At 65.8% G+C, this 21,557-nt stretch carries 20 protein-coding genes and 1 pseudogene; 8 read left to right on the top strand and 13 right to left on the bottom strand.

Going from position 1 to position 21,557, the window contains the following annotated elements; translation table 11 throughout:
- Positions 1–35: 35 nt before the first annotated feature.
- Positions 36–1,697 (bottom strand): thiamine pyrophosphate-binding protein, encoded by a 1,662-nt coding sequence (locus tag E2I15_RS11680; RefSeq protein ID WP_137479598.1) that lies wholly within the window; start codon positions 1,695–1,697, stop codon positions 36–38.
- Between the two features lie 878 nt (positions 1,698–2,575).
- Between E2I15_RS11680 and E2I15_RS11685 the strand changes: the two genes are divergently transcribed.
- The gene (locus E2I15_RS11685) at positions 2,576–4,066 is read left to right on the top strand and encodes a methyl-accepting chemotaxis protein (protein WP_137479597.1); all 1,491 of its coding nucleotides are present in this window, start codon (positions 2,576–2,578) and stop codon (positions 4,064–4,066) included.
- Positions 4,067–4,213: 147 nt separating this feature from the next.
- Here E2I15_RS11685 and E2I15_RS11690 read toward each other — a convergent pair whose 3' ends face one another.
- From E2I15_RS11690 to E2I15_RS11710, 5 genes are all read right to left on the bottom strand, one after another.
- Entirely contained in the window at positions 4,214–5,359 is a 1,146-nt protein-coding gene (locus tag E2I15_RS11690; RefSeq protein ID WP_137479596.1) for an acyl-CoA dehydrogenase family protein, read from the bottom strand.
- Positions 5,360–5,438: 79 nt separating this feature from the next.
- Positions 5,439–6,266 (bottom strand): SDR family NAD(P)-dependent oxidoreductase, encoded by an 828-nt coding sequence (locus E2I15_RS11695; RefSeq protein ID WP_137479595.1) that lies wholly within the window; start codon positions 6,264–6,266, stop codon positions 5,439–5,441.
- A gap of 8 nt (positions 6,267–6,274) precedes the next feature.
- The gene (locus E2I15_RS11700; protein ID WP_137479594.1) at positions 6,275–6,679 is read right to left on the bottom strand and encodes a MaoC family dehydratase; all 405 of its coding nucleotides are present in this window, start codon (positions 6,677–6,679) and stop codon (positions 6,275–6,277) included.
- A complete protein-coding gene (locus tag E2I15_RS11705; RefSeq protein WP_137479593.1) occupies positions 6,676–7,131 on the bottom strand; it encodes a MaoC family dehydratase N-terminal domain-containing protein in 456 nt (151 codons plus the stop codon). The genes E2I15_RS11700 and E2I15_RS11705 overlap by 4 nt, the downstream gene beginning before the upstream one ends.
- A gap of 8 nt (positions 7,132–7,139) precedes the next feature.
- Complete coding sequence (locus E2I15_RS11710; RefSeq protein ID WP_137479592.1) at positions 7,140–8,324, bottom strand: lipid-transfer protein; 1,185 nt, start codon at positions 8,322–8,324, stop codon at positions 7,140–7,142.
- A 94-nt stretch (positions 8,325–8,418) separates the two neighbouring features.
- Between E2I15_RS11710 and E2I15_RS11715 the strand changes: the two genes are divergently transcribed.
- The 4 genes from E2I15_RS11715 to E2I15_RS11730 all read left to right on the top strand — a co-directional run bounded on the left by E2I15_RS11715 (position 8,419) and on the right by E2I15_RS11730 (position 12,113).
- Positions 8,419–9,234: a TetR/AcrR family transcriptional regulator gene (locus E2I15_RS11715; protein ID WP_137479780.1), complete on the top strand. Its 816-nt coding sequence runs from the start codon at positions 8,419–8,421 to the stop codon at positions 9,232–9,234.
- A complete protein-coding gene (locus E2I15_RS11720; RefSeq protein ID WP_137479591.1) occupies positions 9,164–10,720 on the top strand; it encodes an acyl-CoA synthetase in 1,557 nt (518 codons plus the stop codon). Before E2I15_RS11715 ends, E2I15_RS11720 begins: the two co-directional genes overlap by 71 nt.
- 193 nt (positions 10,721–10,913) lie before the next feature.
- Complete coding sequence (locus E2I15_RS11725; RefSeq protein ID WP_137479590.1) at positions 10,914–11,510, top strand: DUF2889 domain-containing protein; 597 nt, start codon at positions 10,914–10,916, stop codon at positions 11,508–11,510.
- Positions 11,511–12,113: a GrpB family protein gene (locus E2I15_RS11730; RefSeq protein WP_246668146.1), complete on the top strand. Its 603-nt coding sequence runs from the start codon at positions 11,511–11,513 to the stop codon at positions 12,111–12,113.
- 20 nt (positions 12,114–12,133) lie between these two features.
- Here E2I15_RS11730 and E2I15_RS11735 read toward each other — a convergent pair.
- Together E2I15_RS11735 and E2I15_RS11740 are read right to left on the bottom strand one after the other, a co-directional pair.
- Positions 12,134–12,574: pseudogene (locus E2I15_RS11735) on the bottom strand (carboxymuconolactone decarboxylase family protein); the annotation flags it as partial.
- On the bottom strand, positions 12,571–12,978 hold the full coding sequence (locus tag E2I15_RS11740) for a cupin domain-containing protein (protein ID WP_137479589.1): 408 nt from the start codon (positions 12,976–12,978) through the stop codon (positions 12,571–12,573). The pseudogene E2I15_RS11735 and the gene E2I15_RS11740, both read right to left, overlap by 4 nt.
- Positions 12,979–13,066: 88 nt before the next feature.
- Here E2I15_RS11740 and pdxR point away from each other — a divergent pair, with 88 nt between their 5' ends.
- Positions 13,067–14,518: a MocR-like pyridoxine biosynthesis transcription factor PdxR gene (pdxR, locus tag E2I15_RS11745; protein WP_137479588.1), complete on the top strand. Its 1,452-nt coding sequence runs from the start codon at positions 13,067–13,069 to the stop codon at positions 14,516–14,518.
- Here pdxR and E2I15_RS11750 read toward each other — a convergent pair.
- The gene (locus tag E2I15_RS11750; protein ID WP_016846301.1) at positions 14,496–15,323 is read right to left on the bottom strand and encodes an SDR family NAD(P)-dependent oxidoreductase; all 828 of its coding nucleotides are present in this window, start codon (positions 15,321–15,323) and stop codon (positions 14,496–14,498) included. The genes pdxR and E2I15_RS11750 overlap by 23 nt on opposite strands.
- A 328-nt stretch (positions 15,324–15,651) precedes the next feature.
- Here E2I15_RS11750 and E2I15_RS11755 point away from each other — a divergent pair, with 328 nt between their 5' ends.
- Both E2I15_RS11755 and E2I15_RS11760 read left to right on the top strand, forming a co-directional pair.
- Positions 15,652–15,945: a hypothetical protein gene (locus E2I15_RS11755; protein ID WP_028344571.1), complete on the top strand. Its 294-nt coding sequence runs from the start codon at positions 15,652–15,654 to the stop codon at positions 15,943–15,945.
- Between the two features lie 178 nt (positions 15,946–16,123).
- A complete protein-coding gene (locus E2I15_RS11760) occupies positions 16,124–16,756 on the top strand; it encodes a TerC family protein (RefSeq protein ID WP_018271081.1) in 633 nt (210 codons plus the stop codon).
- 59 nt (positions 16,757–16,815) lie between these two features.
- Here E2I15_RS11760 and E2I15_RS11765 read toward each other — a convergent pair whose 3' ends face one another.
- The 4 genes from E2I15_RS11765 to E2I15_RS11780 form a co-directional block, all read right to left on the bottom strand.
- Complete coding sequence (locus E2I15_RS11765) at positions 16,816–17,535, bottom strand: RraA family protein (protein WP_026192631.1); 720 nt, start codon at positions 17,533–17,535, stop codon at positions 16,816–16,818.
- A gap of 297 nt (positions 17,536–17,832) precedes the next feature.
- Positions 17,833–18,714, bottom strand: coding sequence for a CDP-diacylglycerol--serine O-phosphatidyltransferase (gene pssA, locus E2I15_RS11770; RefSeq protein ID WP_137479587.1), 882 nt, complete (start codon positions 18,712–18,714; stop codon positions 17,833–17,835).
- Positions 18,715–18,791: 77 nt separating this feature from the next.
- Positions 18,792–19,490, bottom strand: a complete 699-nt coding sequence (locus tag E2I15_RS11775; protein WP_016846296.1) for a phosphatidylserine decarboxylase — start codon at positions 19,488–19,490, stop codon at positions 18,792–18,794.
- Positions 19,491–19,543: 53 nt separating this feature from the next.
- Positions 19,544–21,532 carry an ABCB family ABC transporter ATP-binding protein/permease gene (locus tag E2I15_RS11780; protein WP_155262334.1) on the bottom strand — a complete coding sequence of 663 codons (1,989 nt, stop codon included), beginning with the start codon at positions 21,530–21,532 and terminating at the stop codon, positions 19,544–19,546.
- Positions 21,533–21,557 lie beyond the last annotated feature (25 nt).

The following is a 21,557-nucleotide window of genomic DNA, read 5'->3' on the forward strand; positions in this document are numbered from 1 at the left end:
TCGGAAAACCGCTCCGCACTTTTCCGGATCATGCCCTAGCGCGTGGCCTGCGGCACAAAGTCCTTGCCGACCGACAGCGCGCGCTGATCGACCAGGCAGTGCAGGATCGCGGGTTTGCCGGAGGCCAGCGCGCGCTCGAACGCGGGCGCGAAGTCTTCGGTGCGCTCGACACGCTCGCCATGGCCGCCGAACGCCTTGGCATAAAGCGCGAAGTCCGGGTTCTTGAGCTGGGTGCCGACGACGCGGCCCGGATAATCGCGCTCCTGATGCATGCGGATGGTGCCGTATTGCGCGTTGTCGATGACGACGACGATCAGCGGCGCGTCGTACTGCACGGCGGTGGCGAACTCCTGCCCGTTCATCAGGAAGCAGCCGTCGCCGGCGAACGCCACGACGACGCGGTCCGGATGATGCCGCTTGGCCATCACGGCCGCCGGCACGCCGTAGCCCATCGAACCCGAGGTCGGCGCGAGCTGGGCGGCGAAAGCGTGGAAGCGATGGTGGCGGTGAATCCAGCCGGCATAATTGCCGGCGCCGTTGCAGACGATGGCATCCTTCGGCAGCCGATCGCGCAGCCAGGTCACGACCTCGCCATATTGGAAGCTGCCCGGCAGCTCGCGCGGCTTGTCGGTCCAGGCGAGGTAATCCGCGTGCGCCTTGGCCGCCTCGCCCTTCCAGGCCGGCGCGGCCGCGGGCTTCATGGTCTCGACCGCGGCGGCAAAGGCCGCAGGCGTCGCCTGGATCGCCAGCGCAGGCTGGTAGACGCGGCCGAGCTCTTCGGCGCCGGGATGGACATGGATCAGCTTCTGGCTCGGCACCGGAATGTCAAGCAGCGTGTAGGACGAGGACGGCATTTCCGACATGCGGCCGCCGATCAAAAGAATGACATCGGCGCCGGTGACGCGATCCCTGAGCTTCGGGCTCGGTCCGATGCCCAGATCGCCGGCATAATGCGAGTGGTCGGCGTCGAACAGCGAGGCGCGGCGGAACGAGGTTGTAACCGGCAGGTCGAAGCGCTCGGCGAAGCGCGCGATGCCCTTGGCGGCCTCCGCGGTCCAGGCCGAGCCGCCGAGCACCACGATCGGCGCCTTGGCGCCGGCGAGCATGCTGCCGAGGCGCTCGAGATCGGCCGGCGCCGGCCAGGTCGCCGCAGGCTCGACCTTCGGCGCGTCGGCGACCGCGGCGGTTTCAGTCAGCATGTTCTCAGGCAGCGAGATCACCACCGGACCGGGCCGGCCCTGCAGTGCGACGCGGAAGGCGCGCGCGACCAGTTCCGGAATGCGATCCGGACGATCGATCTCGACCGCCCATTTCGCCATCGTGCCGAACACCGCCTTGTAGTCGAGTTCCTGAAACGCCTCGCGCTCGCGCATACCGGTGTCGACCTGGCCGACGAACAGGATCATCGGAGTGGAGTCCTGCATCGCGATGTGGACGCCATGGGCGGCATTGGTCGAGCCCGGACCGCGGGTGACGAAGCAGATGCCCGGACGTCCCGTCAGCTTGCCATAGGCTTCCGCCATCATCGCGGCGCCGCCCTCGGCGCGGCAGATCACGACGTCGATCGGGCTGTCGTGCAAGGCGTCGAGCGCCGCCAGATAGCTCTCGCCCGGCACGCAGGTGACGCGTTCCACCCCTTGCGCGACCAGTTGGTCGATCAGGATCTGGCCTCCGGTGCGGGCATTGCTTTTGGTCATAAGGGCTCCCTGCAAGTACTGGCGCACGTTTGGGCTTCGCGCGGATCGTGGTCCCACGGGGTATGATAGACGGAAATGGGGTGCAAGGCCGAAGCTGCGTCTCGCGGGCGCAGCGGCGCCAAGCCATGCGGTAGGCAATGGGCAACGCGGTTTCATCATCGATTTCCGCAGAGCGGAGGATCGCCGGCAGGATTGAAGCCGCCGGCCGGCGAGCAGGTCACCGTCGTCCGGCTCCAGGGCGATCTCGTCGCGCTCGCGGGACCGATGTCACGAGCCGGTCCGCGGCCTCGATCGGGCCTCGCGCGAGGGACTCTACCTGTGCGTGCTTCTTTCATTGGTACTCCTATCGACGATGCGGCGACCTCGCGATCATCGCGAGGTTGCCGATCGCCGCCACAGAGCGCAGGCGGAACAAGCCACATCGCCAAGACCGACAGCGCGCGGCCGCCGCGACGATTGCGGTCAGAAGCGCTCCGCTGCGCGCGATGGCGTGGCACAATCTGCATAAGCCAACGCGTCATGTGCACGATAACAATCATTAGGAGCGCACGCGTCTGCTTCCGTAAGACTACGGTGCAGCGATCGGTCGCTTCGCACCTTTCAGCGCAGGATCGCGCGGATTACGCAGCAAATCGCGGTGTTGCGCAGCGATTTCGACTGCACTCATCGCTGCATCGCGCGTTGCGCGTTTTGCGCGAGCGCACGCGGAGCATTGCACGCCCTTCTTGATGGAATTCGAATCGCCTACCGTTCCACGCAGTCAGAAATTGTAAATTGTGTAGCGCACCTGCGTGGGCCGGCCGTGGAAGGCATTCCGCTGCCGATCAGGTGCACCGTTTCAATTCACCAAGATCATTATCAAGGCTGGAGGACAATGCATGTTGGGGATGAAGAGCGTCGCAAGCGTGATCGGCTCGGACAGTTCGTACCGGCTGTTCGACGACATGCCGATCAGTGTCATGCTCTGCGAGCTGGACAATTTCAAAATCACCTACATCAACGAGTCGACGCGGGAGAACCTGAAGAAGATCGAGCACGTCCTGCCGGTGAAGGTCGACGCGCTGATCGGGCAATCGATCGATATCTTTCACAAGAACCCGCAGCATCAGCGCCGGCTGCTTTCCGACCCGAAGAACCTGCCGCACAGGGCGCGCATCACCATCGGCGGCGAGACGCTCGATCTCACCGTGACGGCCATGACCAATTCGCGCGGCCGCTACACCGGCCCGATGCTGACCTGGGAGCTCGCGACCGAGAAAGCGCGGCTTGAAACCCAGACCGAACGGCTGTTGCAGATGCTCGACAACATGCCGATCAACATCATGATGTGCGATACCGATTTCAACATCACCTACATCAACCAGACCAGCCTCAAGACCCTCGACACCGTGAAGCACCTGCTTCCGGTGGCGCCGGACAAGATCCTCGGCAACTCGTTCGACATCTTCCACAAGAACCCGGCGCATCAGCGCCGCATCGTCGGCGATCCCAAGAACCTGCCACATGCGGCCAAGATCAAGCTCGGACCGGAAACGCTCGATCTGCGGGTCTCCGGGCTGACCGACAAGCGCGGCAACTACACCGGCGCGATGCTGAGCTGGTCGGTCGTGACAGGCAATGTGAAGCTGGCCGACGATTTCGAGAAGGATGTGAAGGGACTTGCGGGGATGCTGGCGTCGGCCTCGACGCAAATGCAGGGCACGGCGCGATCGCTGACGACGACCGCCGAATTCGTCAATCAGCGCTCGGCGAGCGCGGCGTCCGCGTCCGAGGAGCTGTCGTCCTCGGTCAACGAGATCAGCCGCCAGGTGACCGAGGCGAGCCGCATCGCCCGCATGGCGGTCGACGAAGCCGAGAAGTCCGACAAGCTGGTCGCGGGCCTCGTGACCATGGCGCAGAAGATCGGCGACGTCGTCGCGCTGATCAGCCAGATCGCCGGCCAGACCAACCTGCTTGCGCTCAACGCAACCATCGAGTCCGCGCGGGCCGGCGAGGCCGGACGCGGCTTCGCCGTCGTCGCCTCCGAGGTGAAGGCGCTGGCCAACCAGACCGCCAAAGCCACGGAAGACATTTCGGCGCAGATCAACGAGATGCAGACCGCGACCGGCAACACCGCCACGGCGCTGAAGGCGATCTCCCAGGTCATCGTCCAGATCAGCGAGATCTCGACCGTGATCGCCAGCGCCGTCGAGGAGCAGGCCGCGGCCACCAAGGAGGTCACCGCCAACATCAACGGCACGACCAAGGCGATCGACGACGCCAGCAAGGCCGCCGAGAACGTGCTGGCGGCCTCTGGCGAGCTCGCCAGCAACGCCTCCGAGCTGGAGGTTCAGGTCGACAAATTCCTCAAGAACGTACGCGCGATGTAGCGGCGCGCAGTCGAACGAGATGAGCGCGCACTCGCCCCTCTGCGTCATTCCGGGGCGATGCGCGAGCATCGAACCCGGAATCTCGTGGTTGCGACTCGGGATTCCGGGTTCATGCTTCGCATGCGCCAGAATGACAGTGAAGAAATTTCAAAGCGAGCGCGCGATCAGGAGCTTCATGATCTCGTTGGTGCCGCCATAGATCTTCTGGATGCGGGAATCGATGAACATGCGCGAGATCGGATATTCCTGCATGTAGCCGTAGCCGCCATGCAGCTGCAGGCATTCGTCGGCGGTCTCGACCTGCTTCTGCGAGCACCACCATTTCGCCATCGACGCCGTCACGGTATCGAGGTCGCCGGCGACCAGGCGCTCGACGCACCAGTCGACGAACACGCGGGCGATCATCGCTTCGGTCTTGCGCTCGGCGAGCTTGAAGGCGGTGTTCTGAAATTCGAGCAGCGGCTTACCGAACGCAGTGCGCTCCTTGGTGTATTCGGCGGTGATCCTGACCGCGCGCTCCATCGAGGCGACCGCGCCGATCGCGAGCGACAGCCGCTCCTGCGGCAATTGCTGCATCAGCTGCACGAAGCCGTTGCCTTCCTCGGCGCCGAGCAGGTTCTCCCGTGGCACCGTGACGTTGTCGAAGAACAGCTCCGAGGTGTCTGACGCGTGCAGCCCGATCTTGTCGAGGTTGCGCCCGCGGCGGTAGCCCTCGGCACCCGCGGTTTCGACGACGATCAACGAGATGCCCTTGGCGCCCGGCGCCCCGGTCCGCGCCACCACGATGACGAGATCGGCGGCCTGGCCATTGGTGATGAATGCCTTCTGGCCGTTGATGACGTAGGAGTTGCCCTGCTTCTTCGCCGTGGTCTTGACGGCCTGCAGGTCGGAGCCGGTGCCAGGCTCGGTCATCGCGATGGCGCCGACCATCTCGCCCGACGCCATCTTCGGCAGCCAGCGCTTCTTCTGCTCCTCCGAGCCATAGTTGACGATGTAATGTGCGACGATCGCGCTGTGCACGGAGACGCCGGTGGTCAGCTCCGGCACCGTGCTCTCGAGGTCATCGAGCACGGCGGCGTCATAGGCGAAGCTGGCCCCCAAGCCGCCATACGCCTCGGGCACGCTCGGCAGCAACGCGCCCATTTCGCCGAGCGCACGCCAGGCCGAGCGGTCGACCAGCTTCTGCTCGCGCCATTTCTCGGCGTGCGGCGCGAGATCCTTGGCGAGGAATTTGCGGAACTGGTCGCGGAAGGTGTCCAGCTCCTCGGTCATCCAGGACGATCGGTAGTGCATCATTCCCTCGCTGCGCATTCTTTCTTTGACGCGTTTTCCTGGCGCGAACCGGCACCCGCTTCGCCTGAAAACGCTCTCGTCAGATCAGCAGACCGCCGCCGGCGACGATCACCTGACCGCTGATGTAGTTCGATTCCGGAGCGCAGAACAGATAGACCGCATCCGCCGCCTCCTCCGGCGTGCCGCCGCGGCCGAGCGGGATCATGCGGCCCATCGCCTCCAGCATCTGCGGCTGGACGCCGACCTTGATGTCGCGGCCGGCGACGTCGATGGTTTTCTGCTGGCTCTCGATCGGCTGGGTCAGGCGGGTGTTGATCAGGCCGAACGCCACACAATTGACGTTGACCCTGTAGCGGCCCCACTCCTTGCACATCGTGCGCGTCAGCCCGATCAGCGAGGCCTTGGCGGAGGAATAGCTCGCCTGCCCGGCATTGCCGTAGAGGCCCGCGATCGAGGAGATGTTGACGACCTTGCGGAACACCTCGCGGCCCGCCTCGGCCTCCCTCTTCGCCATCACCCGGATCGGCTCCGACGCCGCGCGCATGATGCGGAACGGCGCGACCAGATGGACGTCGAGCATCGCCTGGAACTGCTCGTCGGTCATCTTCTGGATCGTCGAGTCCCAGGTGTAGCCGGCATTGTTGACGATGATGTCGAGACCGCCGAACCGATCGATCGCGCTGCCGACGAAGCGATCGGCAAACCCGGCCTCGGTCACGCTGCCATTGACCGCGATCGCCTCGCCGCCCATGGCTTTGATCTCGGCGACGACCGCATCGCCCGGCTCGGCATCGAGATCGTTGACCACGACGCGCGCGCCCTCGCTGGCGAGCTTCAGCGCAATCGCGCGCCCGATGCCGCGGCCGGAGCCTGAGACGAGCGCGACCTTCCCTTTCAGCTTCGACATAATCTCTCCTACAGCGCGATAACCGCTTCGCCGGCGAGCTTCACCTCGCCGTTCTGGTCCTTCGTCGTCAGCGCGAGCTTTGCCCGCTTCTCACCGCCCTGCTCGATCAGCTCCGTCACCGTGCCTTCGCAGGTCAGCTTCGCGCCGAGCTGGGTGATCGCGGCAAAGCGGGTCGAGAATGAGCGGATGCACGACGGCGCCACCGCGTCGGTCAGCGCCTGGCCGAGATAGCCCATCACCAGCATGCCGTGCGCGAACACGTCGGGGAAGCCGGCCGCCTTCGCGAAATCGATATCGACATGGATCGGGTTGTGATCGCCGGAGGCGCCGCAATACAGCGCGAGGCGATGGCGGGTGATCGGCGGAAACTCCTTGTGGACAAGACGATCACCGACAGAGGGGGAGCTGCTCATGACGGCCTCGCATTACGTACCACGACGGTGCGCGAGACGTCGGCGACATGAACGCCGTTCTGGTTGGTGACGGGGGTGTCGACCACGATCAGCGTCATCGCCCCGCCCTTCTTGTCGGTCACGCCAGTGACGCGCGGGTGGAAGGTCAAGGTGTCGCCGACCACGACGGGCGCGTAATAGTCGAAGCGCTGCTCGCCGTGCAGCACGCGGGCCAGATCGATGTCGAGCGCCGTGAGGAACTCGAACGGGTCAGGTGCATCCATCATCTCGAGGCAGAACAGATAGGTCGGCGGCACCGGTGCCGCCGTGAAGCCGGCTGCCTGCGCGGCCGCCTCGCCGCGATAGACGGCATTCGTCTCGCCAAGCGTATCGAGGAAGAAGCGCAGGCGCCCCGGCTCCACGCGCGCGGTCACCGGCGTAAATGTACGCCCGACAGCGGATTGATCGACCATGGGCGACCTCAGGCGCGTTCGTAGAGCGTCACGACGCAGGCGCCGCCGAGGCCGAGATTGTGCTGCAAGCCGATCCGCGCGCCCTCCACCTGCGTCGCCGCAGCGCTGCCGCGCAGCTGCCGCGTCAGCTCATAGCACTGCGCAAGCCCGGTGGCGCCGAGCGGATGGCCCTTCGACAGCAGCCCGCCGGACGGGTTGGTGACAATCCTGCCGCCATAGGAGTTGTCGCCGTCGTCGATGAATTTCGCGGCCTCGCCCTCGCCGCACAGGCCGAGTCCCTCATAGGTGATCAGCTCGTTGTGCGCGAAGCAGTCGTGCAGCTCGACGACGTCGAGATCATCAGGCCCGATGCCGGCGGCCTCGTAGACCTTTTTGGCGGCATCGCGCGCCATGTCGTAGCCGACCACCTGCATCATGTCTGAGGCACCGAAGGTCGACGGCGTATCCGTGGTCATCGCCTGCGCCGCGATGCGGACCTGCTTGTTGAGGCCGTGCTGGTCGGCGAATTTCTCCGAGACCAGAATCGCGGCAGCGCCGCCGCAGGTCGGCGGACACGCCATCAGCCGCGTCATCACGCCGGGCCAGATCACCTGGTCGTTCATCACGTCGTCGGCGGTGACCTCTTTCCGGAACAGCGCCAGCGGATTGTTCTTGGCATGACGGCTCGCCTTGGCGCGCACCTTTGCAAAGGCGGAGAGCGGCGTGCCGTATTTCTTCATATGGCTGAGGCCGGCGCCGCCGAAATAGCGCAGCGCCAGCGGCACGCCGGGCGCGTCGACCAACTTGTCGGCGGCGGCGTCGAAATCGTCGAACGCGCTGGGACGGTCGGTGAACACGGCCCCGAGCGCGCCGGGCTTCATCTGCTCGAAGCCGAGCGCCATCACACAATCGGCCGCGCCTGACTCGATCGCCTGCCGCGCCAGGAACAGCGCGGTCGAACCGGTCGAACAGTTGTTGTTGACGTTGACGATCGGGATGCCGGTCATGCCGACCGGATAGAGCGCGCGCTGCCCGCAGGTGGAGTCGCCATAGACATAGCCGACATAGGCCTGCTGCACACGGCCGTAGTCGAGCCCGGCGTCGGCGAGCGCCAGCTTCGCAGCCTCCGCGCCCATCACGTGATACGGCGCATTGGCGCCAGGCTTGACGAACGGGATCATGCCGACCCCGGCAACATAGGTGCGTGACGTCATCGCGTGTCCTCCCGGAAATTACCCACTGGACTATTTATTACCCACGGGTAATATACGGGCAACCTTCCGGAGTCAATGCGACAACAGCCACGCGATGGACGCCAGCCCTCCCTCCTCCAACACCGAGTCACCCTGGCTGCCGTTCGAGAGCCGGCGCCGCGCCCGCGACGAGAAGCGCGAGGCGGTGCTGCGCACCGCGGTCGCACTGTTCCTCGAACAGGGTTATCACCGCGCCACGCTGAACGAAGTCGCCAAGCGGCTGAACATCACCAAGCCTGCACTCTACAACTACTTCCGCGGCAAGGACGAGATCCTGTACGAGTGCTGGTCGATCGGCAACGAGCTGGTCGACGACTGCATTGCCGAAACTTCGGCCGGCGGCGGCTCAGGGCTCGATAAGCTGCGCAAGCTCACCGTCCGCTATGCCGAGCTGATGACCGCGGACTATGGCAAGAGCCTGGTTCGCTTCGACATCCGTGATCTCAGCGAGGACAACCGCAAGATCGTGCAGACCGCCAAGCGGCGGATCGACCGCGCCTTCCGCGACTATATCTCACAGGGCGTCGCGGACGGTTCGGTGAAACCCTGCGACCCGAAGCTCGCGGCTTTCGCCATTGCCGGCTCGCTGAACTGGATTGGCCATTGGTTCCAGCCGGGCGGCGAACTGAGCGGACGCGCCGTCGCCGAGGAATTTGCGATCCGCCTCACCGAAGGCATCGCCAAGACAACAATGCAAGTGACATCAACGCGCAAGACAACAGCGCACAAAGCAGCCGTTCCGGCTGCAGAGAAGGCGGACAAACCGCCTCGCAGGAGAAACGCATCAAGGGAGGAGACGAGTGAACATCACGCACGGACTGCGGCGCGCGCTGCAGGTCAATCCAAACGGGCTCGCAGTCGTCTGCGGTGAGCGGCGGCGCAACTGGCGCGAGGTCGGCGACCGCGTCGCCCGCCTTGCCGCCGCGATCCGCGGCCTCGGTGCGCTGGACGGCGACCGCGTCGCGATCCTGTCGCTGAACTCGGACCGCTATCTCGAGCTCTACCTCGCCGTCGGCTGGGCCGGCGCCGTAATCGTGCCGCTCAACATCCGCTGGTCTCCGCTGGAGAACGAGGACGCGCTGCGCGACTGCCGAGCGACGATCCTGTTCGTCGACAAGGCGTTTGCGCCGGTCGGCACGGCGCTGGCAGGCGCCATCCCCGGCCTCAAGCTGGTCTATGCCGACGAGGGCGAGACGCCGGCCGGCATGGAGAATTACGAGACGCTGATCGCGCGCAGCCCGCCGATGGCCGATGCCATGCGCAGCCGTGACGATCTCGCCGGCATCTTCTACACCGGCGGCACCACCGGCCGCTCCAAGGGCGTGATGCTGAGCCATGGCAATCTGATGGCCAATGCGCTCAACGCGCTCGGCGAAGGCCTGTGGCCGAGCAGCACGATCTATCTGCACGCGGCGCCGATGTTCCACCTCGCCAATGGCGCCGCGATGTATTCGGTGCTGCTGTCCGGCGGCTCCAACGTCGTGATCCAGGGCTTTACGCCCGACGGCGTCGCGGCCGCCGTGCAGAAGGAGCGCATCACCGACGTGCTGCTGGTTCCGACCATGATCCAGATGTTCGTCGATCACCCGACGCTCGGCAATTACGATCTGTCGTCCCTGAAGAGGATCTCCTACGGCGCCTCCGTGATCAGCGACGCCGTGCTGATGCGCGCCATGGAGGCGCTGCCGCATGTCGAGTTCACGCAAGCCTACGGCATGACCGAGCTGTCGCCGATCGCGACCCTGCTGCACTGGAAGGAGCATATCGGCGACGGCCGCGCCAAGGGCCGGCATCGCGGCGCCGGCCGCGCCACGCTCGGCGCGGAGGTCAAGATCGTCGACGCGGAGGACAAGGTGGTCCCGACCGGCACCGTCGGCGAGATCGCGGTGCGCGGCGACATGGTGATGATGGGCTATTGGGAGCGTCCGGAAGAGACCGCGCGCGCCGTGATCGACGGCTGGATGCACACCGGCGACGGCGGCTACATGGACGAGGACGGCTTCGTCTACGTCGTCGATCGCGTCAAGGACATGATTATTTCCGGCGGCGAGAACGTCTATTCGGCCGAGGTCGAGAACGCCCTCGCCCAGCACGCGGCGGTGGCGCAATGCGCCGTGATCGGCATTCCGAGCGAACGCTGGGGCGAGCAGGTTCACGCCGTCGTGGTGATGAAGAGCGGCGCCAGCGCCACGCCGGAAGAGCTGATCGAGCACTGCAAGGCGCTGATCGCCGGCTACAAGTGCCCGCGCAGCGTCGACATCACAGCGACCCCGCTGCCGCTCTCCGGCGCCGGCAAGATTTTGAAGCGCGAGTTGCGCAAGCCGTATTGGGAGAACCGCGAACGGCGCGTGAGCTGAGGGCAGCTCTCGACGTCACCCCCGTCATTCCGGGGCGATGCGAAGCATCGAACCCGGAATCTAGAGATTCCGGGTCTGCCGCTCACGCGCCATCCCGGAATGACGACGTCTCATGACGCCATTCAAGCCCGAGCGTTGACATCGGCGCACGCGGCCGATTGGATCGGCACTAGATTCAATCCAGCGAGTTCCGATGTCCGCACCCGATACCAATGCCGACGGCAAGCCCCGCCGCCTGATGCACCGCCGCTCCGTCGAATGTCTCGGCTATCTCCGTGACGACGGATTGTGGGAAGTCGAGGCGCGACTGGTCGACACCAAACCCTATGCCCGACAGGACAAGCATCGCGGCCTGCACCAGCCCGACGATCCCGTGCACGACATCCGCCTGCGGCTTGCGGTCGACGACAGTTTTACGATCCGCGAGACCGGCACCACGATGGCCTCGACTCCCTATCCGTCCTGCCTCGACGTCGAAGGCATCCTGCAGCGCCTGGTCGGCGAACGCATCGGCAAGGGCTGGCGCGAACTGGTCCGTCGCAAGATCGGCAAGCTCGAGACCTGCACCCATCTCGCCGAGCTGCTGGGACCGGCGGTGACGACGCTGTTCCAGACCGCGACCTCCGGCAAGGACCCGCAGGGCCGCGGCGCGCTCGATCACCAGCGCGATGTCACCGAGCCGCCATTCTTCGTCGGCGGCTGCTATTCGTGGCGACTGGATGGGCCGGTCGTCGCCGAGATCTTTCCGCAGTTCGCGCAGAAGCCTGTTGAGGTGAAGCAGGATTCGTGAGTGACGCTTGGCCGCGGCCCACGGATACTCTGTGAGAAGCAATCAGGGGTGAACGTGGAGAAGTATGGCGCCGGATCGATTATCATCTTCGACTATGACCCCAGCTGGCCCGCTCTGTTCGCGCAGGAGCGCGTGCGAATCGAGCAAGCGCTCGGCGCGTTCGCCTTGGCCATCGAGCATATCGGCAGCACCGCCGTTCCGGGTCTCCCGTCGAAACCCATCATCGACCTGCTGGTTGGCGTGCGGAGGCTCGAAGAGGCCAGGCAACGATGCATCGAGCCGCTCGCGCCACTTGGCTACATCTACATGCCGGAATATGCGCAATGGCTTCCCGGCGAGCTGTTCTTCCGCAAGGGGCCGCCGGGTCCATGGACCCACCATCTGCATATGATGGAGCCGTCCCATCCGCGCTGGGAAGCACGCCTGGTGTTTCGCGATTATCTGCGCGCGCACTCGGACGCGGCCCGCGCCTATTCCGACATCAAGCGCGCCCTCGCCGCCGCCTCAAAGGACGACATCGAAGCCTATCGAACCGGCAAGGATGCATTCGTCCAGGAGACGACGGCAAAGGCGCGCGCATGGCGTGCAGCGACAGAACCGTAGGGTGGGTTAGCCGACTTTACCGCCTGCGGCGGGTTGCGGAAGCCGATCGCGATCCGGTTGTAGGTGTTCATCAGGCCGATCGCGATGGTCAGGTCGACGAGTTGCTTCTCGCTGAAGACGGCGCGCGCCGCTTCATACGCGTCGTCCGGGATCGCGGTCTCCGCCACGCGGGTGACGGTTTCGGCCCAGGCCAGCGCGGCGCGCTCCCCGGAGTCGAACAACGCCTCCGCCTCGCGCCAGACCTGCAGCAGCGCAAGCTTCTCGACCCTGACTCCCATCTTCAGCAGGCTGCGGGTATGCGAGTCCAGGCAATAAGCACAGCCGTTGATCTGCGAGATCCGCAGATAGACCAGTTCGACGAGCTGCGCGGAAAGGCCGCTTTGCGTGATGTAGCCATAGACGCCGCCGAGCGCCTTGATGCCCGCGGGCGCGACCTTGTTGTAATCGATCCGCATGCTCATTGCTTGTGGCCTTCCTTGTCGAAGACGGTCAGCGCCTTGTCGTTGCTGTCGACGACGAACACCGCAAGCAGCTTCGCCGGCTCGGTCGCGCTGGCGTTGCGCCCGAGCACGTGATGCGCGCCGGGCGGCTCGAAGAAGCTGTCGCCAGCCCGATAGATCTTCGCGGCTTCGCCCTCGAGCTGGCTCTCGATCGCGCCCTGGAGCACGTAGACATAGAGAAACGCCGATTTGGCGTGATGATGCGGCGCCGAGGGCTCGCCGGGCGGGAAGTTGACCTCGACCGCGATCAGCGACTTGCCGGGAATGCTCGTGATCATATGCTCGAACTTCGGCGTCACCGATTGCGCCAAAGCGGGGGTCGCAAACGCGGCGCAGGCCAGCAGCGTCGTCATCAAGGTCTTCATCTCGTGCCTCCATCGCTAACCGATAGATGCGGGCACGCTTCGCCAAAAAGAAGCACCAAGAATGAACCGAATTGGTGTACCACGAGCCATGCCCAACCCGCTTCCCATCGCGCTTGACCGGTCGGCCAGGACGCCGCTCTCCGAGCAGATCCGCAAGGCGATCGCGGCGGCGATCGACAATGGCGTGCTGGTGCCGGGCGCCCGGCTGCCCTCCTGGCTCGATCTCGCCGCGCAGCTCGGCGTTGCGCGCGGCACCGTGCGGGCGGCCTACGACAAGCTGTCGGACGCCCAGCACATCGTGTCATCGAAGGCAGGCGGCACCACCGTCGCGAGGCGGCCAAGGAAGGCCGCCAAACCCGATGCGCCGGTCGCTCCCGGATCGGTCGTGGAGATGTTTCGGGATCTGAGCGGTCAGGGACACTTCCGGATGGGCGTCCCCGCACAGGATAGCCTCCCTGCCAAGCTGCTGGCGCGAATCCGCGCGCGCGCCGTCCGGGCGGAATTGAGCGCGGTGACACGCACCATCGATCCTCGCGGCGAGCTCGAATTGAGACGCGAGATCGCGGCGCACCTCGCGATCGCGCGCGGGCTCGAATGCTCGCCAGCGCAAATCGTCATCACCTCGGGATTCAGCGGCGGACTCGGCCTCGCGCTCCGCGTGCTCGGCCTCGAAGGCCGCCGCGTGTGGATGGAAGACCCGGGATTTCCATTGACGCGAAAGGGCCTCGAGCTCGCGCGGCTGGAGGTCGTCCCGATCCCTGTCGATGTTAATGGCGTCGATGTCGAGCACGGCCTCAAGCATGCCCCCGACGCGGCGCTCGCGGTCGTGACGCCGGGCCAGCAGGCGCCGCTCGGTCCGCCATTGTCGCCGAAACGGCGCGCGCAGCTGCTCGACTGGGCCGCGCAATCCGGAGCCTTCATCATCGAGGACGACTATCTCGGTGAGTTGCAGCTCGACGGCCGCGCCGCGCCGGCGCTTGCCTCGCTCGACCGCGCCGGCCGGGTGATCCATCTCGGCTCCTTCAGCAAGACGATCTCGCCGACGCTTCGCCTCGGCTTTCTGGTTGCTCCGGAGCCATTGGCGGCGCAGTTCGCCGATGTCGCGACGTGCCTCGTCCCTGCTCCCGGCCCGGCGGTGCAGCTGTCGACCGCCGAGTTCATGCGCGACGGCCACTATATTCGCCATCTCAGGCGAACCAAGCGGGCGTATTGCGACAGGCGCGATGTGCTGACGACGACGCTACGGAGCTGGAGCAACGACGCGCGGGTTGCCGGACTCGCGGTCATGCTGACGCTGCCGGACAAGACCGCCGATGTCGAGATCGCCAGGGCACTGCTCGCGCACGGGCTGGCGCCCGCCCCGCTCTCGCCCTGGTATGTTTCACCGAAGCGCGCACAGCCGGGTCTCTTGCTCGGCATTGCAACGGTGCCGGATCGCGGCATTCCGGCCGCATGCAAGCGCCTGTTCGAGGCGATCCGCGCCCAAGGTCGCAAAGGGGGGCCGGCGCCGCTCCGGATCAGGAAGCCCGCAACCCGGTGAGCGTAAGACTCAACGCCTTGAGCCGCTTGCGCGCCTCGGCGTCATAGGCCTGAGCATGGGCGCGGGCCTCGCGCTTGCCGTCGAAGAACAGCCCGCTCCGGCCAGCCACATCGTCATCCTGGACCAGACGCAGGATGGCATCACCGCCCTGCTCGACGGTCGAGATCGGCGTCGCGCCGCTGGCGCGCACCATCGTGGTGTTCATATAGGTCGCAGGGTGCAGAGAATTGACGGTCACGCCGGAGCCTTCGAGCTCCGCGGCCAGGTCGATGGTGAACATGATCTGCGACAGCTTGCTCTGCGCGTAGGCGCGCGCGCCGCTGTAGTTCTTCGTGATCATCACGTCGCCGAAATCGATCGGGTGCTGGCCGAGCGACGCGACATTGACGATGCGCGCCGGCGTGCTCGCCTTGAGCCGCGGCAGCAACAGATGCGCGAGCAGGAAGCCGGCGAGATAGTTGACCGCGAAGCGCAGCTCGTGGCCGTCCTTGCTGGTCTGCCGCGCCGGCCCCTCGTTTTGCGAACCGATGCCGGCGTTGCTGACGAACACATCGAGGCGTTCCTGGTCGTCGAGTACCAGCTGGGCGAACTCGCGGACCTCGGCCAGCGAGGACAGATCGGCCTGGTAGAACATCGGCTCGCGGCCGCTGAGGCGCTTGATCTCGTCGGCGAGCGTCTGCGCCCGCTTGGTATCGCGGCCATGGATCAGGACGCGGGCGCCGGCCGACGCCAGCTTCATCGCGACGTAGCGGCCGACGCCGTCAGTGGAACCGGTGATCAGCACCGTCTTGCCTGCCATATTCATCGAAATTGCCTTTCGATCGTTCACCCAGCGCTGTCAGCAAAGATAAAGGCGCCGCGCGGACTTTGCCATGGCATGCCACCGCGCCGGTGCCGCCAAAACGGCGTCCAAAGTCGCCCCGGGCACCGGCCTTCTCGGGAACCGCCTACGTACATCTTGTCGCGCGGCCGGCGGTCGCGCGGCGCCGCGTCGCGCGTCAGGGAGATCCCGTTCTGATATCTTCAATATGAACGACAAGCCAAAATCGGCACAAGATCGGCAAAGGACTGGAATGTCCTCGACCATTCCAGACAGGATATTGCGAAAGACTCCCTCGCTGGAGCCGTTCGGCATGCTGCTGTTGTTCGGCGCGCTGACCGCGCTGCCGATCGTCCTGACGCTTCGTCTGGTTGAGCCCGCACTCGTGCTGCCCGTGCTCAGCCTGTTGCTGTTCGTTCAGGCAGCCATTACCGCGATTGCGGCGCGCGTGATCCACGTGCGCACAAGCGTGGCGAACCTCACGCTGTGGGATTTTGCCGGCGCGTTCACCTTCATGGGGTGCGCAGCGGCGATCCTCGGCGAACCGGATCAGGCGGCGCTGTTCTTCGAGGAGGAAGCGGCAATGCGTCCGGTGTCACGACCGTAATCCCAGGCCGGGCCCCTCTGGCAGCCACAAGCTGCGATGTCGGACTGGAACTCAGTTGGAGTGGCCCTGCTTCGACCCGCGACGCGGATAAGCGTCGCGGTGGATTTGCCGTCCGCATGACGGCAAGAGCCGGTTTCGTCGCAAGGGTCCGCTCCCCGACCTCAAGGGGAATGCGACCATGTCCGAACTATTTTCGCCCGAATTGCTTTCACTCGACGCCCTCAGCGCATTGCTGCAAGTCGTCGTCATCGACCTCGTGCTGGCCGGCGACAATGCCGTCGTGATCGGCCTTGCCGCGGCCGGCCTGCCGGCGAAGCAGCGCGGCAAGGCGATCCTGATCGGCATCGGTGCCGCGACACTGCTGCGCATCCTGTTCGCCCTGGTCACCACGCAGCTGATGCAGATCGTCGGCCTGCTGCTGGCCGGCGGCATCCTGCTATTGTGGGTGTGCTGGAAGATGTGGCGCGAGCTGCGCGCCGACGCGCACGAGACCACGGCCGAACATGCCGATGGCGCAAAGGGCCAGCGCAAGACGCTGTGGCAGGCCACCACGCAGATCATCGTTGCCGACGTCTCGATGTCGCTCGACAACGTGCTGGCGGTCGCGGGCGCGGCGCGGGAACAGCCGATCGTGCTGGTGTTCGGCCTCGCGCTCTCGATCGCGATGATGGGCGCAGCGGCTTCCTTCATCGCGCGGCTGCTGCAGAACCACCGCTGGATCGCCTATGTCGGCCTCGCCGTGATCCTCTATGTCGCCATCGATATGACGGTTCGCGGTGCTAACGAGATCGCGAAGGTTGCGCCGGCCTGACACCGAAAGCAAAACGGCGGGCCCTTCGGCCCGCCGTTCCGCAAATCGACAACGCGCGCTCAGTGGATTTCCGCCGAACGCTTCAGCGCATCCTTCAGCTTCTCGAGCGAGAAATCCTTGCTGCGCGCAATGTCCAGGATCGGGGTCTCGCGGCGGCCGCAGAGTTCGGCGGCCTCGGGCAGCTTCGCCGCGACCTCGTAGGGGATCACGATGGCGCCGTGGCTGTCGGCGTGGATCAGATCGTCGGATCGCACCGTCATGCCGGCGACGCGGACCTCGCCGCCGAAGCTCTCCGCATGCACCCAGGCATGCGACGGGCCGATCGAGCCGGCCAGCGCCTGGAAGCCCGGCGCCCATTGCGGGATGTCGCGGATCGAGCCGTCGGTGATGACGCCGAGGCAGCCGAGCGCCTTGTGCACGTTGCTCTGCACCTCGCCCCAGAACGCGCCGTAGCCGACGTCCGGACCGTCGATGTCCTGGATCACAGAGATGCGCGGGCCGAAGCCGGTGCCGACATATTCGTAATAGTCGATGCGGCGCTTCGACTGCTCCTCGGCCGAGAGGCCGGATTTCAGCACCGAGCGGATCGTCGTGGTGCGGGCGTAGCCCACCATCGGCGGCAGCGTCGGGAACGGGCAGACCAGCGGCTTCACGGTGTAGCCGATCAGACGGCGCTCCGGCGCGACGATCTCCATCGCGTTGCAGATCGTCGGCGTGTCGTAGCGCGCCAACGCTTCAAGGACGGAAGCAGGAAGCGGGGCGGAAGCGGATGTCGTCACGGCGTTTCTCTCCTGATTTTTGGCGTTCGCTGGGCCGTCTCAGCCTATAGCCGAGATCGCAGGCGAACCCAACCGAGGCACGCTCATGGCTGATATTTGCTGGAATGAAACCACTCTATCGCCGTCACCCCCGCGCAACGGCGAAATCCTTGTCGCTGGAGATGGCCGCTTCTTCAGCGGCCCTCGCAGGGTCACGGCTCCGATCTCGGAGCCGGGCCGTGCATCCTTCGAGGCTCGCCCAGCGGCGCAATTGCGCCGCAAGGCTCGCACCTCAGGATGACGGGTTACGCAGAGGCATCAATGCAGATGCGTCGGACGATCGTCGTGGTCACTGTCCGCGACCGGCGCCGCATAGGGAGCCGCAGGTGATGCCACCACCGGCGCGCCCGCGGCTTGCGTCTGCGCGGCAAGCTGGCGCTCCTGGTCGCGATAGGACTTCCAGCCCCAGGGCAGACTGATCAAATAGGCAACCGAGCCCGCCGACAGGATGTGCCAGGGATAGCCGATCAGCAGCGCGACGAAGAACACCACGGCAACGAACACGGGCAGCACCATTTCCGGCGGCACGCGCATCTTCACGGTCTTGCCGGAGAACACCGGCAGCCGCGACACCATCAGGAAGGCGATCAAGAGCGTGTAGAACGCCGTCAGCGTCGCCGGCGGCATCGGCACGCCGAGGAAGGCGAGATAGATCGGCAGCAGCACGGTGATCGCACCGGCCGGCGCCGGCACGCCGGTGAAATAGTTGGCGGCGAAGGCCGGCTTGTTGGGATCGTCGATCGAGGCATTGAAACGCGCAAGCCGCAGGCCGCCCGAGATCGCGAACACCATCGCGGCGATCCAGCCGCCGTTGTTCAGCTCATGCAGCTGCCAGAAATACAGGATCAGGCCAGGCGCAACGCCGAAATTGACGAAGTCGGCGAGACTGTCGAGCTCGGCGCCGAATTTCGACTGGCCCTTGATCATGCGGGCGACGCGGCCGTCGATGCCGTCGAGGATCGCGGCGAACACGATCGCGGCGACCGCCAGCTCCATCCGCCCTTCGGTCGACAGCCGGATCGCGGTGAGGCCGGCGCAGATCGCCAGCAGCGTGATCATGTTCGGCACCAGCATCCGCACCGGGATCGGGCGGAACCGGCGGCGGCGATACTCGGTGGAATTCGGATCGAATGGCGTCATGGCCCAATGAATATAGCAAGCGCCGCCCGGCTCCGCCATTGCGGCGGGAACCGGCTGATGGGGCTGGCGAAACAGAGTTAATCGGCGCGGTATGTGCGGCCCGGATCGGCATTGCGGAAATCCGCCAGAATTGTCTCGCCGGCGACCGCGGTCTGCCCCTCGGAGACCAGCGCCTTGGTGCCTTCGGGCAGGTAGACGTCGAGCCGCGAGCCGAAGCGGATCAGGCCGAAGCGCTCGCCGGCGCCGATCGACTGGCCCTCCTTGACGAAGCAGACGATGCGCCGCGCCACGAGGCCTGCGATCTGGACCACGCCGATGCGCCCGTTCGAGGTCGAGATGACGAGCGAATTGCGCTCATTGTCCTCGCTCGCCTTGTCGAGCTCGGCATTGATGAACGCGCCGGGACGGTAGGCGATGCGGTCGATGCGGCCGACCACCGGGCTGCGGTTCACATGGCAGTTGAACACGCTCATGAACACCGAGACCCGCGGCAGCGGCTTGTCGCCGAGCCCGAGTTCGGCCGGCGGCAGCGCCTGCACCACCATCGAGACGCGGCCGTCGGCCGGCGACACCACGATGCCGTCGCGCAGCGGCGTCACCCGGACCGGATCGCGGAAGAACAGCGCGCACCAGACCGTCAGCAGCGTCCCGATCCAGCCCAGCGGGGTCCAGATCCAGAACAGGATCAGGCTCGCCAGAGCGAAGCCGCCAATGAAGGGATAGCCCTCCGGGTGGATCGGCGGGATCTGCGCGCGGATGGAATTGGCGATCGACATCAGAGCTCGCTTGCGTTTCCCCGCCCCATTTGGCGGGAGAGGCCCTAAATCGACTATTCCGCGGCGGTCGGCAAGGGTTTCTCACCCGCGTCAGGGGTGGAATCCTCCGACGATTCAGTGACCGCCGGCGGCAGCCGATTCGGCGCGGTGCCCTCGTCATCGACCTGGGCGAGCCGTTCGCGGGCCTCCTCGGCCTCACGCTGCCGGTTCCACATGCTGGCATAGAGGCCGTCGGCGGCCAAAAGCCGCGCGTGGGTGCCGCGCTCGGCGATCCGGCCCTGGTCCAGCACGATGATCTCGTCGGCGCCGACGATGGTCGACAGCCGGTGCGCGATCACCAGCGAGGTGCGGTTGCGCGAGACCCGCTCCAGCGCGCCCTGGATCTCGTGCTCGGTGTGGCTGTCGAGCGCGGAGGTCGCCTCGTCCAGCACCAGGATCGGCGGCGCCTTCAGCACCGTGCGCGCGATCGCAACGCGCTGCTTCTCGCCCCCGGAGAGTTTCAGGCCGCGCTCGCCGACCTGCGTCTCATAGCCCTGCGGCGACATCCGGATGAAGCCGTCGATCTGCGCGAGGCGCGCCGCCTCCTCCACCTCGTCGTCGCCGGCGTCCCAGCGGCCATAGCGGATGTTGTAGCGGATGGTGTCGTTGAACAGCACGGTGTCCTGCGGCACCATGCCGATCGCCGAGCGCAGCGAGGCCTGCGTCACGGTCTTGATGTCCTGACCGTCGATCAGGATGCGGCCGCTCGAGACGTCGTAGAGACGGAACAACAGCCGCGAAATCGTCGACTTGCCGGCGCCGGAGGGACCGACGATCGCGACCGTCTTGCCGGCCGGCACCTCGAAGCTCAGGCCCTTCAGGATCGGCCGGTCCGCCTCATAGGCGAAGCGAACATCCTCGAACCGCACGCTGCCGGCGGATACCGCGAGCGGCTTGGCCCCCGGCAGGTCCTTCACCTCGGGATCGCGCGCCAGCACGTCGAACATCTTCTCGATGTCGATGATCGCCTGCTTGATCTCGCGATACACCATGCCCATGAAATTCAGCGGCTGGTAGAGCTGGATCATCATCGAATTGATCAGCACGAAATCGCCGACGGTGTGCGTGCCGTCGCGGATGCCGAACGCGCACATCAGCATGGTCGCGGTCAGCCCCGCGGTGAAGATGATCGCCTGCCCGGTGTTGAGCACGGCGAGCGAGGTGTAGGTCTTCACGCTGGCCTGTTCGTAGCGCTCCATCGAGCGGTCGTAGCGCCGCGCCTCGCGCTCCTCGGCGCCGAAATATTTCACCGTCTCGTAGTTGAGCAGCGAGTCGATCGCCTTGGTGTTCGCCTCGGTGTCGGAATCGTTCATCCTGCGGCGGATCTCGATCCGCCATTCGGTCGCGATATAGGTGAAGTACATGAATACGACGACCGTGAGCAGCACCGCGAGCACGTAGCGCCAGTCGAACTGCCAGAGCAGCACCGCCGCCAGCAGCGCGACCTCGACGATGGTCGGGATCAGCTGCAGGATCACCATCCGCACGATGGTCTCGATGCCGGAGCGGCCGCGCTCCAGCACGCGGGTCAGGCCGCCGGTCTTGCGCTCGAGATGGAAGCGCAGCGACAGCTCGTGCATGTGCACGAAGGTGATGTAGGCGAGCCGCCGCACCGCGTGCATCGCGACGCGCGCGAAGATGCCGTCGCGCCACTGCGTCAGCACCGCCATGATGATGCGCACCGCGCCGTAGCTGATGGTCATCAGCACCGGCGAGGCGATCAGCCAGATCGCCCAGTTCGAGGCCGCAACCGGCGCAGAGCCCGTGCCGTTCAGCGCATCGATCGCCCATTTGAAGGTGAACGGCACCGACAGCGTGGCAAGCTTGGCGAACAGCAGCAGCACCACCGACCAGATCACGCGCATCTTCAAATCGGCGCGATCGCCGGGCCAGATATAGGGCCAGAGATGAACGAGGGTGCCGAGCAGCGTCCCCTTCTCGGCAGCCGGCGGCGTCGCCGTGGGCTGTGCGGCGCCGGTCACATTCTGTTGCGGCGGCACCATCAGGCGCCCGCCCGCGCGGTCACGG

Origin of the sequence: Bradyrhizobium sp. BR2003, assembly GCF_009720285.1 — a bacterium.
GTDB lineage: Bacteria > Pseudomonadota > Alphaproteobacteria > Rhizobiales > Xanthobacteraceae > Bradyrhizobium > Bradyrhizobium elkanii.